Below are 18,267 nucleotides of genomic sequence, written 5' to 3' on the forward strand. Positions count from 1 at the left end.
CCTGCCTGTCACGCAGGAGATCGCGGGTTCAAATCCCGTCGGGACCGCCATTATGGCTTGGTAGCTCAGTTGGTAGAGCACTTGATTGAAGCTCAAGGTGTCGGCAGTTCGATTCTGTCCCAAGCCATTCTTTTTAAACATTTTTGCCTTATGGCGGATATGGCGAAGTGGTTAACGCACCTGATTGTGGTTCAGGCATTCGTGGGTTCGATTCCCATTATCCGCCCTTTGTTTTTAAATTTTATTATGCGGGTGTAGTTTAGTGGTAAAACTACAGCCTTCCAAGCTGTTGTCGTGGGTTCGATTCCCATCACCCGCTTTTTACCATAAAATTAGATTTACTAGGGGCCTATAGCTCAGCTGGTTAGAGCGCACGCCTGATAAGCGTGAGGTCGATGGTTCGAGTCCATTTAGGCCCATTTTATTCCACAGTAGCTCAGTTGGTAGAGCAATCGGCTGTTAACCGATCGGTCGCAGGTTCGAGTCCTGCCTGTGGAGTTATTCTTTCAAAAAGAGAATAGATTTTTTATATCTGGGGAAGTACTCAAGTGGCTGAAGAGGCGCCCCTGCTAAGGGTGTAGGTCGCTCGCGCGGCGCGAGGGTTCAAATCCCTCCTTCTCCGCCAGATATGGCCCGTTGGTCAAGCGGTTAAGACACCGCCCTTTCACGGCGGTAACACGGGTTCGATTCCCGTACGGGTCATCTAAAAAAACAATGTCGAACATCGACATTGTTTTTTTTTAGTAAGTTTTCGGAGGTGTGTTATGGGGGCAAAAGGGAAGTTTTGGATTTTAACGATGGTTGTAGCTATATCTGGATTATCTCAAGGTGTTTTACTGCCACTTATTGCGATAATTTTAGAAGAAAAAGGGGTAAGTGCTGGAATAAATGGGTTTCATGCAACAGGAATTTACTTAGGTGTTTTACTGATTTCTCCATTTATTGAGGCACCTTTACATAAATATGGTTACAAGCCTATAATATTAGTTGGCGGAGGGCTTGTTGCGATTGCAATATTTGCTTTTCCTATTTGGTTTAATTTATATTTTTGGTTTATATTGCGATTGCTTATTGGTATTGGGGATCATATGTTGCATTTTTCATCGCAGACATGGATTGGAGCAATGAGTGATCCTAGTAAGCGTGGTCGGAATATGGCTATTTATGGTTTGTTTTTCTCTGTAGGATTTGCGATTGGGCCGCAATTGGTGAATTTGGCAAAAGTAAATGCAAACTTGCCTTTCTTTTTGTCAGGTATTTTAGTATTGATTGCTTGGAGCCTTGTTTGGTTTATTCGAAATGATTTCGTGGGAGAAAAGGCTGTTATTCGGAAAATTTCTTTTTGGGGAAGTATAAAACGCTTTTCGGGCGTATTTAAGATGGCTTGGGTTGCGATGATTCCACCGTTTTTGTATGGGATTCTTGAAACCGGACTTAATGCGACATTTCCGGTTGTAGGGTTGCGAGATGGGCTTGATACAATGATGATTGCGATGATTATTTCTTCTTTTTCAGTTGGGACGATTATTTTTCAAGTGCCGATTGGGATTATTAGTGATAAATTTGGTCGGGGTAAAATGTTACCGCTTTTGACTGGAGCAGGGGCTGTGGTTTTTGTATTAACAGCGTTTGTTAAGATACCTATTTTCTTTGTGATATTTTTCTTTATTTTGGGGATATTGCTAGGCTCGCTTTATTCACTAGGGTTATCTTATATGACTGATTTGACGCCGCTTGAACTACTTCCGGCTGGAAATATTTTGGTAGGAATGTTCTTTAGTTTAGGGAGTATTATTGGTCCGAGTGCAACGGGGATGATGATAGGGATTTTTGGAAATCAAATATTTTATTTTGTGGTCGCTGGAATCCTTTTGCTAGGCTGTTTATTATTAGCTTTGGGAGGACGGAAGGAAGCACATTGAAAGAAAATAAAAATTTAATGATTGACAGTTTTTAGTTGCAAGTGGTATGATGATTTCAATCCAATTTAAGTGATTAAAAAAACTAAATAAATTACTCTTATTATGAGTGGTAGAGGGACTGGCCCGTTGAAACCCAGCAACCTTTCAATTCGTTGAAAAGGTGCTAAATCCTGCGAAGTGTGATGCTTCGAGAGATAAGAGAGACTTAAAAAGTTTCACTGTATTTGTGTATCGAAACTTCCAAACCTCTCTAGTTCTCTAGGGAGGTTTTTTATTGGCAAAAAATTGAGAGGATAAGGTGATAGGTATGGTAAAGGCGATTAGTTCAAACTTGGGGTATCCAAGACTTGGGGAGAAACGTGAATGGAAACGTGCGCTAGAAAAGTTTTGGAATGGTGCGATTTCAGAAGAGGAATTATTGGCGGAAACAAAAGCTCTAAGATTACATGCGCTAAAGAAACAACAAGATAAAGGAATTGATTTGATTCCAGTTGGTGACTTTAGTTTTTATGATCAAGTGCTAGATACGAGCGTTACATTTGGGATTATTCCAAAACGCTTTCAACATGATGGTGGAAAGGTTTCGCTAAATACATATTTTGATATTGCGCGTGGTAAGAGTGACGCGGTTGCTTCTGAAATGACTAAATGGTTCAATACTAACTATCACTACATCGTGCCAGAACTTGCTGAAGCTGATCCTAAAGTATTAGATAACCGGGCGCTTTACTACTACGAGGAAGCGAAAAATGAGCTTGGGATTGAAGGGAAGCCAGTCCTTGTTGGTCCGGTTACTTATTTAAAACTTGGAAAAGGTAGCGATACAGAAAGCTTTGAAATATTATTAGATAAATTTATTCCAGCGTATATTGAAATTTTGAAAGAGCTTGAAACTGCTGGTGCTACCTGGGTTCAAATTGACGAACCTTATCTTGCAACTAGTTTTGATAAAAAAGAAATTGCTTTATTTGAAAAAGTATACAAAGCGTTTCATGATGCTGTACCAAACTTGAAAATAGAATTACAAACTTATTTTGAAAGTTTGGATTATTATGAAGAGGTTGTTAATTTGCCAGTTGCGGCGGTTGGAATTGATTTTGTTCATGATCACGGCGATTCGATTAAAGCGTTGAAAGCTCACGGATTTCCGCAAAATAAATATTTAGCGGCTGGGGTGATTGATGGTCGAAATGTTTGGCGCAGTGATTTGGATGCGAAATTGGCACTCCTTACTGACATCGCTCATTATGTGGCGGAGGATAAATTGATTGTCCAACCATCCAATTCATTATTACATGTACCAGTAACAAAACTAAGCGAACCTGATTTAGATGAAGTGATTCTAGGCGGCTTATCATTTGCTGATCAAAAATTAGATGAAATTGCTATATTAACGAAAGCTTTAACAGAAGGTGCGGAAAGTGTGGCTGCTGAGCTAAATGAAGCTCGTGAGGCTGTAAAAGCACTTAATGAATCAAGCCATCGAAATAATTTAGAAGTTCAAGCGGCGATTGCTAATTTGGAAAATGTTCGGGTTGACCGAGAATTACCATTTGCAGAACGAATCAAATTACAACATGAATGGCTCAAATTACCACTGTTTCCAACAACGACTATCGGAAGTTTTCCACAGTCACCAGAAGTTCGGAAAACACGTGCAGATTGGTTAAAAGGAAATATCACCGATGCAGAATATAATGCATTTATTGAAAAAGAAACTGCTCGCTGGATTAAAATTCAAGAGGATTTAGATATCGATGTGTTAGTTCACGGTGAATTTGAACGTACTGACATGGTGGAATATTTTGGACAAAAATTAGCTGGCTTCCAAGCAACTAAATTTGGCTGGGTACAATCTTATGGTTCGAGAGCGGTTCGTCCACCACTTATCTACGGGGATGTTGCTTTTACGGAGGAAATTACAGTGAAAGAAAGCGTCTATGCCCAGTCGTTAACGAAGCGCCCAGTGAAGGGGATGCTAACGGCGCCAGTAACAATCATCAATTGGAGTTTTGTCCGTGATGATGTGCCGGAAAGTGTTGTTGCGAATCAAGTTGGCCTCGCGCTTCGTAAAGAGGTAGAAGCACTAGAACGTAATGGCATTAAAGTTATCCAAGTGGACGAGCCAGCTTTACGTGAAGGTTTACCATTGAAACAAGCGAGATGGCAAAAATATTTAGATGATGCGGTATATTCATTTAAATTAACAACTGCTTCGGTTCAAAATGATACGCAAATTCATACTCATATGTGTTACTCGGATTTTGATGACATTATTGATACAATCAGTGCTTTGGATGCCGATGTGATTTCGATTGAAACCTCAAGAAGTCATGGGGAAATTATTTCGACATTTGAAGAAGTGACTTATGATAAAGAAATTGGACTGGGTGTTTATGATATTCATAGTCCACGAGTTCCAACTGTTTCAGAAATTCAAGATAATATCCGCCGTGCGTTACGTGCAATTGATGCAAAACAATTTTGGATTAACCCGGATTGTGGGTTGAAAACGCGTAAAGAGCCTGAAACAATTGCAGCACTTCAAGATATGATTAAAGCGACTAAAGAAGTTCGTGCAGAATATCAAGTATTAGAGAAATAAAGGAATGGAGGAGAGGTAATTATGGCAAAGCTGAAACAAGAGACGATAGCAGCGCAAATTGGAAATAGAAAGTGTGAAAGAACGGGTGCTGTCAATATGCCAGTCTACTTCTCTACAGCTTACCAGCATGCCGATCTTGGGGTATCAACGGGATATGATTATACTAGAACTGGAAATCCAACGCGAGATGCTTTACAAGAAGCACTTGCGGAACTAGAGAATGGCACGCATGCATTTGCGACGAGTTCTGGGATGAGTGCGATTCAATTAGTCTTTCAGCTATTTAAAACGGGTGAACATATTATAAGTTCGCAGGATTTGTACGGTGGGACTTTTAGATATTTTGAACAGTTTGGAGCGCAATATCAGATTGGTTTTTCTTATTGGGACGGGGCGAACGTGAATGATTTGGAAAAATTGGTTCGCCCGGAAACAAAAGCGATTTTCATCGAAACGCCGACTAATCCATTGATGCAAGAAACAGACATTGCTAGTGTGTCTCGGTGGGCACATGCGAATGATTTACTTGTTATTGTAGATAACACTTTTTATACACCTGTTTTGCAGCAACCATTAACTTTAGGCGCAGATATTGTTATTCATAGTGCGACGAAGTATCTTGGTGGACATAACGATGTGCTGGCAGGCGCGGTTATTGTTAAAGAGGAATGGCTTGGAAAATTCTTTTTTGATCAGCTAAATGCAACGGGTACTGTGTTATCGCCATTTGATAGTTGGCTTTTGATTCGTGGTCTGAAGACGCTTGTTTTACGAGTGAGACAGCATCAAGCAAATGCGGAGAAAATCGCTGCGTTTTTGGAGGAGCATGAGTTAGTGGAGGAAGTGCGTTATCCGGGCCGCGGGGGAATGATTAGTTTCTTTATTAAGGATGCAGCGCTCGTATCGCCACTTTTAAAAGAGCTTGAGTTGTTTACTTTTGCGGAAAGTTTAGGTGGGGTAGAGAGTTTGATTACTTATCCAACAACGCAAACTCATGCCGATATTCCAGTGGAACTTAGAAATTCTTATGGACTCACAGATAAATTATTACGAATTTCGGTTGGAATTGAAGCTAGTGAAGATTTAATTGCTGATTTATCTAAAGCACTTGATACGGTTTTGAAAGGGGTGACCGCTCGTGGCTAAGGATTATGGGCAAGATACAGCTGTAATTAAAGCTAGTTTAGGAATCGATAAAGAAACAGGTGCACTTAATACGCCCATTCATTTATCGTCTACATTTCATCAACATGATTTTGATAATTACCATACTTATGATTATGCAAGAAGTGGCAATCCAACTCGGGAAAAAGTGGAGCAAGCGATTGCGGAATTAGAAGGTGGCACGAATGGTTTTGCTTTTGCAAGTGGTATGGCTGCTGTTTCTGCGGCACTTTTCACACTATCTAAAGGGGATCATTTTATTATTTCAAAAGATGTGTATGGTGGAACTTTTCGTTTGGTTGAGCAAGTGTTGCCGAGGTTTGGGATTACGCATACTTTTGTTGATACGACAAACATTGATGAAGTTGCGAAGGCGTTTCAAGCGAATACTAAGTTGGTTTACTTGGAAACACCATCCAATCCGCTATTACATGTGACGGACATTCGGACTGTTTCTAAACTTGCGAGAGCGAATGGCTGCCATACGTTTGTTGACAATACATTTTTAACACCGCTTATTCAAAAACCGTTAGAGCTTGGGGCAGATTTGGTTATCCACAGTGCGACGAAATTTCTTGGCGGTCATAGTGATATTTTGGCGGGGCTTATTGTTACTAATAACCCGGATTTGGCTGAAGCTATTTACTTTTTGCAAAATTCAACTGGTGGGGTTCTTGGGGTACAAGATTCTTGGTTGCTGCTTCGTGGACTTAAAACGCTATCTGTTCGGATGAAAGCTGGGACGGAAACTGCGGAAAAAATTGCTTTGTTTTTAAATGCGGAACCAGATGTAGTTGCAGTGCATTATCCTGGCTTACCATCCCATGCAGGCTATGAAATTCAAGTAGAACAAGCGACGAGTGGTGGAGCTGTTTTGTCTTTTGATCTTGGTAGCGAAGAAGCTGTGCGCGAGCTCGTGAATCATTTGGAGTTACCGGTATTTTCCGTGAGTTTAGGTGCGGTTGAGAGTATTTTATCTTACCCTGCTAAAATGTCTCATGCTGCTGTTCCGGAAGAGGAGCGTTTGGCGCAAGGAATTACTCCAGGATTATTACGTTTTTCAGCGGGGCTGGAGGATGCAGATGATTTGATTGCTGATTTAAAACAAGCACTTTCGTTCATTAAGAAAGGAAGTGTCGCGAAATGAATTTAAGAAAAGATTTAAGTGAAAAAGTTTTAATTGCAGATGGTGCGATGGGCACTTTGCTTTATTCCTACGGAGTGGACCGTTCGTTTGAAGAGCTGAATTTATCTCATCCGGAAGATATTGTAGCGATTCATAAGGCTTATATTGGTGCTGGTGCGGATATTATTCAAACTAATACTTACGGAGCCAATTATATTAAACTCGCTCGATATGGTCTTGAGGATGAAGTGAAGCGAATTAACCAAGCAGCCATTCGCTTAGCAAAGGAAGCGGCGAGAGGGACCGGGACGTATATCTTTGGCACGATTGGCGGGATAAATGGTGCTGTGGATGCAAGACTTCCGGCGGCTCCTCTGGAAGAAATTAAGCGTAGTTTTCGGGAGCAGCTATACTGTTTTTTGTTAGATGGTGTGGATGCAATTTTGCTTGAGACGTATTATGATTTAGATGAACTTAAAACGGTGTTGAAAATTCTCCGTGAGACGACTGATTTACCTGTCGTGGCAAATGTATCGATGCATGAACCAGGTATCCTTCAAAACGGGAAAAAATTACCAGATGCGCTGGAAGAACTTATTGCGCTCGGTGCAGATGTGGTTGGTATCAATTGCCGACTTGGACCATATCATATGGCGCGTGCTCTTGAAACAGTACCACTTTATGATAAGGCATACTTAGCTGTTTATCCCAATGCGAGCCTGCCAGAAGTGCAAGAAGGGAAAGTCATTTATCAGTCAGATACAGATTATTTTGAGCATTACGGGGAAGTTTTTCGACAAGAAGGTGCGCGAATTATTGGTGGCTGTTGCGGAACGACTCCAGATCATATTCGGGCTTTACGTAAAGGATTAGAGAGCACTAAGCCCGTTTTGGAAAAAGAAGTTCGACCGATTTTGGAGCTTGTTCCTGAAGAAGTCGAGGACGAGGAGTCTGGTGAGCGTTTACTTGATAAGGTGAAGCAACGGTTGACGATTTTAGTAGAACTTGATCCACCTCGGACTTTTGATACATCGAAATTTTTTGAAGGAGCTAAGGCGCTGGATGAGGCTGGAGTTGACGCGATTACGATTTCGGATAATTCACTAGCGACTCCGAGAATTAGTAATATGGCGCTGGCTTCCATTTTGAAACATGAGTATGGTATTAAACCGCTGATTCATTTGACGACGCGGGACCATAATTTAGTTGGGATGCATTCGCATGTGATGGGATTTCATAAGCTCGGTCTCCATGATGTGCTTGCGATTACGGGCGATCCGACTAAAGTAGGTGATTTCCCAGGAGCATCCTCGGTGTTTGATTTAAGATCGGTGGAGCTCGTTCAGCTGATTAAAAAGTTTAATGACGGTATTTCATATACGGGAAAATCGTTGAAGGAAAAAGCGCGATTTCATGTTGGCGCAGCGTTTAACCCCAATGTGCTTAACTTAGAAAAGGCGGTTCGATTAATTGAACGAAAAGTAGAATACGGCGCGGATTATATTATTACGCAGCCCATTTATGATGTAAATAAAGCTGTTTTACTTAAAGAAGCTTTGCAAAAGGCAAATATTGATGTGCCGCTTTTTATCGGGGTTATGCCATTACTTTCAAGTCGAAATGCAGAATTTCTTCACAATGAAGTACCGGGCATTCGCTTGACTGATGAGGTGCGTGAACGAATGAGAGAAGCGGAAGAACACGGTCGCGCAAATGAAGAAGGCATGACGATTGCGCGAGAATTAGTTGATGCTATTTGTGAGCATTTTCAAGGGATTTATATTATTACGCCATTTTTACGATATGATTTGTCGATCGAACTTGCAAAATATGTTCAAAATAAACAACAAGTGCAAATTGCTTCCAAATAAAAAAACTGGTTGTCATTATGACAACCAGTTTTTTTTACATGAATAAGTTTCTAGATAATAGGCTTAAAAGATAAGCGAATGCTAGTGTAATTCCAAAGATAGTTAAAGCTTTAGAAGTAGATTTCATTGCAGGAACCATTGTGATCGGTGAAGTTTTTCCGATGAAACGACGAACCGCACGAATGGCTTCTGGCAAACTGAGTAGAATTAATAGTGTCCACCACGGAGCATCTTGGGTAAAGATAAGGGCGATTTCAAATACATAACTGAAAAGAAATGCAGCTGCGAAAAGAACGGTTGCCCATTTACGACCAAGTAAAATAGCTAAAGTTAAACGACCATTTTTCTTATCAGGAACTAGATCACGAATACTATTGGCTAGTAACAAGTTTCCAACAAGTACCATTATTGGAATGGAAACGTAGACGATAAACGAACTAATGAATTCCGCTTGGATGTAGAAAGAAATGAAAGTAATAATTCCTCCCATAAAGAACCCTGCCATAATTTCACCAAACGGCGTATAAGCAATTGGGTAAGGTCCGCCTGTATAAAGAAAGCCAACAAGCATACAAATTGCGCCAAGTAAGCCAACGTACCAATTTAATTCAATGGATAGATAAACGCCACCGAGAATCGATAAAATGTATAAAAAGATTGCTAGGAACAATATAAAACCTGGGCGCATACCATTACGAACGATAGCACCACCATTTCCAACCGAATGTTCATCGTCTTGTCCTTTTTTATAATCAAAATATTCATTGAATAGATTGGCTGATGTTTGAATGAAGAAACAAGCAATTAGCATGACGATAAAACGTGTAAAATGAAAACTGGTATAGCTCATTGCGACGGAGGTTCCTAAAAATACTGGAACAAAAGAAGCTACAAGCGTATGAGGGCGAAGTAACGACCACCATTTTTGAAATCCAGTTTGTTTTGTAAGTGCAGATTTTGAGGCATTAGCCATGTTTTTCTCTCCTTTTTCACTTCCATATGTTTCAGATGTCTACCCTTCATTTTAGGGAATTAATTGAACGACGTCAATAATTAATAACGAAATGAAAGAAAAAACGCAAACCAAGCAGTTTAGCTCTATTTTTGGTATAATAGAAGATGTGAATGTAAAAGGAGAGATAAGCATATGAATACTAAATTGCCTCTTGATTTATTTAATCAAGCGAAACGTAGCGCAAGCCAAGATCAACCGGCTCTATTTAGCTGGGTAACTGAGTTAGATGAATTAGTGTCTCCAGTCAAATTGTTTAAAAAAGCTGGTACGGCTTTTAAAGGTGAACGTTTTTTCTGGCAAAATCCAGAAATGACACTGACGATGACCGGTTTTGGTGTAACGAAACAATTTTTGGCGGAGAAGAAAAAAGATGCTTTTCTTGGACTGCAAGAGAAAATTGAAAAAAGACTGCGCACTTGTGTAACAAATGCAACAGTAGATGCAACTGGGCCAATTTACTTTGGCGGTTTTGCTTTTGATCCTGAGCGGGATACAGAGAAAGAATGGCAAAGTTTTAAAGATGGTTTGTTCTACTTACCGCTATTTATGTTGACTAATAAGGATGGAAAAAGCTACTTAACGGTCAATTTGTCCATCTACTCAGATGATACGGAGAGCAAATTAGAAGCTGTTTTTAATCAGTGGCAAAAAATCATTCATCAAGAGGTTAATGAAGCTGAAATGGCATTACTAACAGATTTTAAGGAAATTGGAAAAGAGCATTTCCTAGAGACTGCAAGTGAAATTATCGATATGATTAATCATTCAGAAGACGTGAAAAAAGTAGTTTTAGCTAGACGGATGGGGTTACGTTTCCAGCGACAAGTAGATAGCGCAATTATTTTGGAAAATATGCTAGCAACACAAGAAAATAGTTATTTCTTTCTTATAGAAAAGGGAACAGGAGTCTTTTTTGGCGCAACTCCAGAAAGATTGCTCGCTGTAAATGGGGATACAATCCAGTCCTCTTGTGTAGCTGGTTCAACAGAGCGTGGTGCTACGGATGACGCAGATGAAGCCCTAGGAAATGCTTTACTGCAAGATGCAAAAAATTTACGAGAGCATTCCTATGTTGTACAAATGATGGAAGAAACATTAAAACCATTTACAACAGGTCTTTCGTTATCTAGCCAACCCGTTCTGCTAAAAAATCGCGATATTCAACATTTATATATGAATATTACAGCGAAGAAAAAGCCTGATGTGACAATGCTTGAAATGGTGAAAGCTCTTCATCCGACACCGGCACTTGGAGGATTACCGCAAAAAATGGGGCTGGCGATTATTCGAATGAAGGAAGAAATGGACCGCGGATTTTACGGCGCACCAATTGGCTGGGTTGATTTAAAAGGCTCTGGTGAGTTTGCTGTTGCGATTCGTTCTGGTTTAATTGTTGATTCGCAAGGTTTGATCTATGCTGGTTGCGGGATTGTTGGTGATTCTGTTCCAAAAGAAGAATTAAAAGAAACTGAGGTTAAATTCCAACCGATGTTACGCGTATTAGGAGGCATAAAGAAATGACAAACCACGAACAAGTGCTGACAGATTATTTAGCTGCATTTATTGAGGAGCTTGTGCAAGCCGGTGTAAAAGAAGCAATTATTAGCCCGGGTTCTCGTTCAACTCCGCTGGCACTGATGATGGCAGAACATCCAACATTGAAGATTTATGTAGATGTTGATGAACGATCAGCTGGTTTTTTTGCGCTTGGGCTAGCGAAAGCATCCAAACGTCCAGTTGTTCTGCTCTGTACTTCCGGAACTGCAGCGGCAAACTATTTTCCTGCTGTGGTGGAAGCAAATTTATCACAAATTCCATTAATTGTCCTAACTGCTGACCGTCCGCATGAACTTAGAAATGTTGGAGCACCACAAGCAATGGATCAACTGCATTTATACGGTTCGCACGTAAAAGATTTCACTGATATGGCGCTTCCTGAAAACAGTGATGAAATGCTTCGTTATGCTAAATGGCATAGTAGTCGCGCGGTGGATATTGCTATGAAAACACCTAGGGGACCAGTGCATCTTAATTTTCCGCTTCGTGAACCACTTGTGCCTATTTTAGAACCTTCTCCATTTACTGCTACTGGGAAAAAACATCATCATGTACATATTTACTATACGCATGAAGTTTTAGACGATAGTTCCATTCAAAAAATGGTCACCGAATGCACGGGCAAAAAAGGCGTATTCGTTGTTGGACCGATTGATAAAAAAGAATTGGAACAGCCCATGGTAGATTTGGCGAAAAAACTAGGGTGGCCAATTTTGGCGGATCCTCTTTCTGGCTTACGTTCTTACGGGGCAATGGATGAAGTGGTAATTGACCAATATGATGCATTTTTAAAAGAAACGGATATTTTGGATAAATTAACACCAGAAGTAGTGATTCGCTTTGGAAGTATGCCAGTTTCTAAACCACTAAAAAACTGGTTGGAACATCTTTTTGGTATCAGATTTTACGTAGTAGATCCTGGTGCTGCTTGGAAGGATCCAATTAAAGCTGTAACTGATATGATCCACTGCGACGAGCGATTTTTACTTGATATTATGCAACAAAATATGCCGGACGATACGAAAGACGCTTCATGGTTAAATAGATGGACTTCTTACAATCAAAAAGCGCGCGAAATCGTTCTGGAAGAAATGGCGAATACAACTACTTTAGAAGAGGGCAAAATTGTTTCGGAATTGCGCCGTTTGTTACCAGATAAAGCTGGTTTATTTATTGGTAATAGTATGCCAATTCGCGATGTAGATACCTATTTTTCGCAAATTGATAAGAAAATAAAAATGCTCGCAAACCGTGGCGCTAATGGTATTGATGGGGTTGTTTCCTCGGCGCTAGGTGCTAGTGTTGTATTCCAACCAATGTTTTTACTGATTGGTGATTTATCGTTTTATCATGATATGAATGGCTTACTTATGGCGAAAAAATATAAAATGAATCTTACTATTATTATCGTCAACAATGACGGCGGTGGGATCTTCTCATTTTTACCTCAAGCAAATGAACCGAAGTATTTTGAGTCACTGTTTGGTACTTCAACTGAACTTGATTTCCGCTTTGCTGCGGCATTTTATGATGCTGATTATCATGAAGCAAAATCTGTGGACTCACTTGAAGAAGCTATTGATAAAGCAAGCTATCACAAAGGTTTAGATATTATTGAAGTAAAAACCAATCGTCATGAAAATAAAGCAAACCACCAAGCGCTTTGGGAAAAAATTGCGACTGCTTTAAAGGCGTTAGATTAATATGCTAGTAAACGGTCAACATTATCATTTAATAAATGATATAAACGGCGAAAAACCAGTTTTATTAATGTTACATGGTTTTACTGGTTCCAGCGAGACTTTTCAAGATAGCATATCGCTTTTAAAAGAGCATTTTAGTATCATCGCGCCTGATTTACTTGGGCATGGAAAAACTTCTTGTCCCAAGGAAGTTGCGCGTTATTCGATTGAAAATATTTGCGATGATTTGGCCAGTATTTTACATCAATTAAAAATCGATAGCTGTTTTGTTTTAGGGTACTCAATGGGCGGGCGAGTAGCGACTGCTTTTGCTGCAAAATATAAGGAGCTTGTGCGCGGGCTTATTCTAGTTAGTAGTTCACCAGGACTGCGAGATGAAAAAGCACGCGCAAGTCGAATTAGTGCAGATAATCGGTTAGCAGACACGCTTGATTCAGATGGTATTGAACCTTTTGTAGCTTACTGGGAAAATTTAGCCCTTTTTGCATCACAGAAGAATTTACCGTTTGCGTTAAAAAAGCGAATAAGATTAGAGCGATTAGCTCAAAATCCACATGGTTTAGCAAAGAGTTTACGCGGAATGGGCACCGGGAAGCAACCTTCTTATTGGGAAAATTTAGCGGAATTTACGTTTCCTGTGCTACTGATTACGGGCAATTTAGATGAGAAATTCGAAAAAATCGCCCGAGAAATGAAACAACTTTTACCAAATAGCACACATGTCACGGTACAAGAAGCGGGGCATGCTGTTTATTTAGAACAACCAAACATTTTTTCAAGTCAGCTCATATACTGGCTGGAAGGTATTTTAAAGGAGGAAGAAAAATGAGTTTTAATTGGCAAACAGAAAAAGTATACGAGGAAATCAAATATGAAAGTTATGAAGGAATCGCAAAAATTACGATTAATCGTCCAGAAGTACATAATGCATTTACACCAAAAACGGTAACAGAAATGATTGATGCATTTAACTTGGCACGCGATAATTCGGATCTTGGCGTTATTATTTTAACTGGGGAAGGCGAAAAAGCATTCTGTTCTGGCGGAGACCAAAAAGTGCGCGGTCACGGCGGTTACGTTGGCGATGATCAAATTCCACGCTTAAACGTACTTGATTTACAACGTTTAATTCGCGTTATTCCAAAACCAGTTATCGCGATGGTTGCAGGCTGGTCCATTGGTGGAGGAAATGTTCTTCAATTAGTTTGTGACTTAACAATTGCAGCAGACAATGCGAAATTCGGTCAAACTGGGCCGAATGTTGGTAGCTTTGATGCTGGATATGGTTCTGGTTATTTAGCACGTGTGATTGGCCATAAGAAAGCGAAAGAAGTTTGGTTCATGTGCCGTCAATATACAGCGGACGAAGCGCTTGAAATGGGCTGGATTAACACAGTTGTTCCTGTAGCAGATTTAGAAAAAGAAACGGTAGCTTGGGCAAAAGAAATGCTACAAAAAAGTCCAACTGCCTTGCGTTTCATCAAAGCAGCTTTCAATGCAGATACTGACGGTTTAGCAGGTATTCAGCAATTAGCTGGTGACGCAACACTTCTATACTATACAACAGATGAAGCCAAAGAAGGTCGCGATGCCTTTAAAGAAAAACGCGATCCAGACTTTGACCAATTTCCAAAATTCCCTTGATTTGAAGGTGTAAAAATGGACATGACAAACTGGCTTCAAAAACGAGTGCGGCTTTCTCCTGGAGAAACCGCGCTCGTTTTTGAAGGAAAACAAGAAACGTTTGAAGAAATATATGAAGCCGTAGAGAAACTTGCGGGTAAATTATTCGCGCGTGGTATTAGGAAAGACGAGATGGTTGCTTTACTTGGAAAAAACGACCGAATGACTTTTTTACTTATTCATGCTTTGCAACAACTTGGAGCTATCACTTTATTCCTTAACAATCGTTTAACGAAAAAAGAGATTACTTTTCAATTGGCAAATGCTGAGGTAAAACAAGTGATTGTAGCAGATGTGTTTGTGGATAAAGTGACTTCTGGAATTAGCTATGAAGAGTTAGAGCAAACGACATACGTGGAACCCGATTTATGCAAAACATGGGATTTATCACGCACGGCTTCGGTTATGTATACTTCAGGGACAACTGGAAAACCAAAAGGTGTAATGCAAACGTATGAAAATCATTGGTGGAGCGCTGTTTCTTCAGTTTTAAATTTAGGTTTAACGGAGAAAGATAGTTGGCTTTGTGCTGTACCTATTTTTCATATTAGCGGTTTATCAATTATGATGCGTTCCATTATTTATGGAATTCCCGTGTATTTAGAAGAGCATTTCGATGAAGAAAAAATTACGCAATTGCTTGAAAGTGGTAAAATTTCTACCATCTCTGTAGTGACTTCGATGTTAGAACGATTGTTAAAAATTCAAGGCGGAAGCTACCATCCGAATGTGCGAACTGTTTTGTTAGGTGGGGGTCCGGCAAGTAAAGCTGTTTTGGAAATTTGTAAACAACGCGATATTCCATTAGTACAGTCGTTTGGAATGACTGAAACGGCTTCACAAATTGTGACATTGCCACCAAAAGATGCCTTAAACAAAATTGGCTCCTCAGGTAAAGCGTTATTTCCTGCAGAAGTAAAAATTGCTGACGATGGCGAAATTTTACTAAAAGGACCTTCGATTACACCTGGATATTTACACAATGAAGAAGCAACGGCAAAAGCTTTTATAGATGGCTGGTTTAAAACGGGCGATATTGGTTATTTGGATGAGGAGGGCTTCTTATTTGTTTTAGAGCGGCGTTCTGATTTAATTATTTCTGGTGGCGAAAATATTTATCCGACTGAAATAGAACATGTGATTGGCGCTTATGAGGCTGTGGAAGAAGTTGCGGTTGTAGGTAAGTCAGATGCTAAATGGGGCAGTGTTCCTGTTGCTTTTATCGTTGTAAATGAAGGATTTGATGAAGGGATATTAAAAGATATTTGTCAAACGAACTTAGCTAGTTTTAAAATCCCTAAGCAAATAACGATTGTGGAACATCTACCGAAAACAGCTTCAGGCAAAATTCAGCGAAATAAATTAAAAGAAAGACACTCTAATTAATTAGAGCGCCTTTCTTTTTTTTTAATAATCAAGTCCTTGTTTTAAAGCTTTTAAATTATCGTTCATGATGGAAAGATAATCGCGACCTTGGTCTATATCTTTTTGTGTCAGTGTTTCTAGATTATGAAGTGTCAGCGTTTTTGTATTTGTTTCTTGTTTGATGACATCTGCTATTTTTGAATTAGTGTTTTGTTCCAGCATAATGTAAGGGATTTTTGCTGCTTCGATTTTTTCCACGATAGTTTTTAATTTTTTTTGAGAAGGTTCGTCGCTAGTCGATACGCCGGCTATAGGGATTTGATGCAAGTTATATTCTGTTTCCCAGTAACTGTAAGCGGCATGAGCTGTAACAAAATCTTCTTGTTTTGCTTCACTTGTAACGGAGCGGAAATCTTGATCTAGTTTTTTTAATTTTTCTTCTACAGCTTGATAATTTTGCTCGAATGTTTCTTTTTGATCGGGCATTTCTTTAATTAACTTATCTTTTACGATAGTAGCCATTTGTTCCATATACACAGGGTTTAACCATACGTGTGGGTTTATATCGCCGTGCTCGTGTTCCTCTTCGCTTTCGTGGTCATGTTCTTCGGCTGCATCAGGATCTTTTGGCAGGTCGAGTTTTTCTGCGGTAGGGACAAAAGTAACATGTTCATTCGCTAATGTTTTTTCTGCTTTATCGACAAAACCTTCCATACCAAGTCCGATATAGAAAAATAAATCGCTATCGGCAATTTTCATCATATCTTTCTGTGTCGGTTCAAAACTGTGGGCATCAGAACCAGGCGGGTAAATGCTTTTAACGTCTACATATTTGCCACCAATTTGTTCTGTTAAATACTGCAAAGGATAAACGGTAGTATAAACGTTCAATTTACCGCTTTTTGTTGCTTTTGTATTACTACTGTCTGAACAGCCCGTAAGTATTAAAAAAACGGATAATAATGCTGTTAAAGCAAGAAGATAACTTTTTTTCAATCCATTCACTCCTCTAAATCGAAATTGTTCTTGTTTAAATAATATACTAATCGTAGCAATTACGATTTATAGTCCGAATTTGATAATACCTTATTATTTCAGAAAAAGCAAGAAAAAATGAACCGGTATAAACCGATTCATGCTATTATTAATGGTGATGATGCGCTTTACAAGTATGGCTAGAATCATCATTTTTATCTTTTTTAGGTGGTACGAAATCAAGTCCGCCTTTATGAAAAGGGTGGCATTTGGAAATACGTCTAATTGCTAGATAACTTCCTTTTAGGGCGCCATGTGTTTCTATCGCTTCAATTCCGTAAGCAGAACAAGTCGGATAAAAACGACACGTAGCCGGAGTGAAACGAGAGATATATTTTTGATAAAGTCGGATTCCTCCGATAAGCATTTTTTTCATTAATATTCATCCTCTAAAATTCATCTTACTAACAGCTTACCATATTTTTGAAAAAAGAAAAGGAAGTGAGTTTTTGTTTATTTATAAAGATACTTTAGGCAATAAAGTAACCATTTATTTTGAAGAACAGGGGGAAAATCCAGATGACGTACTCATTATTCCTAAAATTGACGATGGTTGGCTTTTTACGGAACATAAAATTCGCGGTCTCGAATTTCCTGGTGGTAAAGGAGAGCACGGTGAAACGAGTCTTATGGCAGCCCGCCGCGAACTAATGGAAGAGACTGGTGCAGTAGCTGAAGGATTTCATTTTGTTGCGGATTATTTAGTTGAATCTAAGGAACGAACTTTTACAAAACGGGTTTATACAGCAAAGATTGTTTCAATAACAAGGCAACAAAACTACTTAGAAACAAAAGGTCCAGTTGTTGTGAAAGGAACTCTTAGTAAGTTTATTTTGCAACCGGCATTTAGTTTTTTTATGCGTGACGCTGGAATGGTACAAATTGTTAAGCAGGCTGAGCGGATTTTAAACGATAAAAACTAGTCAAACCAGGGTAATCTCTGCTATGATAAAAGAAACTGGAGGTGAGAAAATTGGGTATGCCACTTGAGGTAAACACAATGATCGTAACAAAGGGAAATGAAAAAAGAATTTCAGATAATTTCTTTGAACTGGAAAAAGTAGGTTACCGGATTTATCCAATTGATGTTCCAATTGCTGTTCGTAAAACAAAAGAAGGCGAAACACTTGGAGAAGCAATTCCGCGCAAACTTGTATGGGAAAATAATAAAACCATCATTAAATATGAATTAATCGCTTTAAATTCAAGTAACTAATTTTG

General features: G+C 39.4%; 15 protein-coding genes, 7 tRNA genes and 1 riboswitch. Of the genes, 19 read left to right on the forward strand and 3 right to left on the reverse strand.

From position 1 onward, the window contains the following. Positions 1-54: 54 nt before the first annotated feature. From AC4PG8_RS00005 to AC4PG8_RS00060, 12 genes are all read left to right on the forward strand, one after another. Positions 55-127 (forward strand) — tRNA-Phe (locus AC4PG8_RS00005). A 26-nt stretch (positions 128-153) separates the two neighbouring features. Next, a tRNA-His gene (locus tag AC4PG8_RS00010) sits at positions 154-226 on the forward strand. 22 nt (positions 227-248) lie between these two features. Beyond that, positions 249-319: transfer RNA gene (locus tag AC4PG8_RS00015), tRNA-Gly, on the forward strand. Positions 320-345: 26 nt separating this feature from the next. Next, a tRNA-Ile gene (locus tag AC4PG8_RS00020) sits at positions 346-419 on the forward strand. A gap of 6 nt (positions 420-425) precedes the next feature. Continuing rightward, a tRNA-Asn gene (locus AC4PG8_RS00025) sits at positions 426-498 on the forward strand. A 36-nt stretch (positions 499-534) separates the two neighbouring features. Next, positions 535-625, forward strand: a tRNA-Ser gene (locus tag AC4PG8_RS00030). 5 nt (positions 626-630) lie between these two features. Continuing rightward, positions 631-702, forward strand: a tRNA-Glu gene (locus tag AC4PG8_RS00035). Between the two features lie 62 nt (positions 703-764). Further along, positions 765-1,922, forward strand: a complete 1,158-nt coding sequence (locus AC4PG8_RS00040; RefSeq protein WP_160463755.1) for an MFS transporter — start codon at positions 765-767, stop codon at positions 1,920-1,922. Positions 1,923-2,016: 94 nt separating this feature from the next. Beyond that, a riboswitch (SAM riboswitch) is annotated at positions 2,017-2,123 on the forward strand. A 106-nt stretch (positions 2,124-2,229) separates the two neighbouring features. Continuing rightward, positions 2,230-4,527 carry a 5-methyltetrahydropteroyltriglutamate--homocysteine S-methyltransferase gene (gene metE / locus AC4PG8_RS00045; RefSeq protein WP_185547529.1) on the forward strand — a complete coding sequence of 766 codons (2,298 nt, stop codon included), beginning with the start codon at positions 2,230-2,232 and terminating at the stop codon, positions 4,525-4,527. A 21-nt stretch (positions 4,528-4,548) separates the two neighbouring features. Further along, a complete protein-coding gene (locus tag AC4PG8_RS00050; protein ID WP_492169898.1) occupies positions 4,549-5,673 on the forward strand; it encodes an aminotransferase class I/II-fold pyridoxal phosphate-dependent enzyme in 1,125 nt (374 codons plus the stop codon). After that, positions 5,666-6,838, forward strand: coding sequence for a cystathionine beta-lyase (metC, locus tag AC4PG8_RS00055; protein WP_070752885.1), 1,173 nt, complete (start codon positions 5,666-5,668; stop codon positions 6,836-6,838). Before AC4PG8_RS00050 ends, metC begins: the two co-directional genes overlap by 8 nt. Beyond that, the gene (locus AC4PG8_RS00060) at positions 6,835-8,688 is read left to right on the forward strand and encodes a bifunctional homocysteine S-methyltransferase/methylenetetrahydrofolate reductase (protein ID WP_492169899.1); all 1,854 of its coding nucleotides are present in this window, start codon (positions 6,835-6,837) and stop codon (positions 8,686-8,688) included. The genes metC and AC4PG8_RS00060 overlap by 4 nt, the downstream gene beginning before the upstream one ends. Before the next feature lie 34 nt (positions 8,689-8,722). Here AC4PG8_RS00060 and AC4PG8_RS00065 read toward each other — a convergent pair whose 3' ends face one another. Further along, positions 8,723-9,661: a 1,4-dihydroxy-2-naphthoate polyprenyltransferase gene (locus AC4PG8_RS00065; RefSeq protein WP_003767239.1), complete on the reverse strand. Its 939-nt coding sequence runs from the start codon at positions 9,659-9,661 to the stop codon at positions 8,723-8,725. 174 nt (positions 9,662-9,835) lie between these two features. Between AC4PG8_RS00065 and AC4PG8_RS00070 the strand changes: the two genes are divergently transcribed. The 5 genes from AC4PG8_RS00070 to AC4PG8_RS00090 are packed head-to-tail and all read left to right on the forward strand — an operon-like array spanning position 9,836 to position 16,032. Further along, a complete protein-coding gene (locus AC4PG8_RS00070; RefSeq protein WP_003772173.1) occupies positions 9,836-11,224 on the forward strand; it encodes an isochorismate synthase in 1,389 nt (462 codons plus the stop codon). Beyond that, positions 11,221-12,963 carry a 2-succinyl-5-enolpyruvyl-6-hydroxy-3-cyclohexene-1-carboxylic-acid synthase gene (gene menD, locus AC4PG8_RS00075; protein ID WP_492169900.1) on the forward strand — a complete coding sequence of 581 codons (1,743 nt, stop codon included), beginning with the start codon at positions 11,221-11,223 and terminating at the stop codon, positions 12,961-12,963. Before AC4PG8_RS00070 ends, menD begins: the two co-directional genes overlap by 4 nt. Position 12,964: 1 nt before the next feature. Continuing rightward, entirely contained in the window at positions 12,965-13,792 is an 828-nt protein-coding gene (gene menH, locus AC4PG8_RS00080; RefSeq protein WP_492169901.1) for a 2-succinyl-6-hydroxy-2,4-cyclohexadiene-1-carboxylate synthase, read from the forward strand. Then, positions 13,789-14,607: a 1,4-dihydroxy-2-naphthoyl-CoA synthase gene (gene menB / locus AC4PG8_RS00085; RefSeq protein WP_003723264.1), complete on the forward strand. Its 819-nt coding sequence runs from the start codon at positions 13,789-13,791 to the stop codon at positions 14,605-14,607. The genes menH and menB overlap by 4 nt, the downstream gene beginning before the upstream one ends. Positions 14,608-14,622: 15 nt before the next feature. Beyond that, on the forward strand, positions 14,623-16,032 hold the full coding sequence (locus AC4PG8_RS00090) for an o-succinylbenzoate--CoA ligase (RefSeq protein ID WP_492169902.1): 1,410 nt from the start codon (positions 14,623-14,625) through the stop codon (positions 16,030-16,032). A 21-nt stretch (positions 16,033-16,053) separates the two neighbouring features. Here the strand turns inward: AC4PG8_RS00090 and AC4PG8_RS00095 are convergent, their stop codons facing one another. Together AC4PG8_RS00095 and yidD are read right to left on the reverse strand one after the other, a co-directional pair. Further along, positions 16,054-17,007, reverse strand: a complete 954-nt coding sequence (locus AC4PG8_RS00095) for a metal ABC transporter substrate-binding protein (RefSeq protein ID WP_185538769.1) — start codon at positions 17,005-17,007, stop codon at positions 16,054-16,056. Positions 17,008-17,155: 148 nt separating this feature from the next. After that, the gene (gene yidD, locus AC4PG8_RS00100; protein WP_003772163.1) at positions 17,156-17,422 is read right to left on the reverse strand and encodes a membrane protein insertion efficiency factor YidD; all 267 of its coding nucleotides are present in this window, start codon (positions 17,420-17,422) and stop codon (positions 17,156-17,158) included. A 73-nt stretch (positions 17,423-17,495) separates the two neighbouring features. On the opposite strand from yidD, the gene ytkD reads away from it, so the two are divergent. Both ytkD and AC4PG8_RS00110 read left to right on the forward strand, forming a co-directional pair. Continuing rightward, positions 17,496-17,969 carry an RNA deprotection pyrophosphohydrolase gene (gene ytkD, locus AC4PG8_RS00105; RefSeq protein WP_492169903.1) on the forward strand — a complete coding sequence of 158 codons (474 nt, stop codon included), beginning with the start codon at positions 17,496-17,498 and terminating at the stop codon, positions 17,967-17,969. A gap of 50 nt (positions 17,970-18,019) precedes the next feature. Next, positions 18,020-18,262, forward strand: coding sequence for a DUF2584 domain-containing protein (locus tag AC4PG8_RS00110; RefSeq protein ID WP_003762570.1), 243 nt, complete (start codon positions 18,020-18,022; stop codon positions 18,260-18,262). Positions 18,263-18,267 lie beyond the last annotated feature (5 nt).

This window comes from Listeria sp. MAN/IMW/UF555 (genome assembly GCF_058684075.1).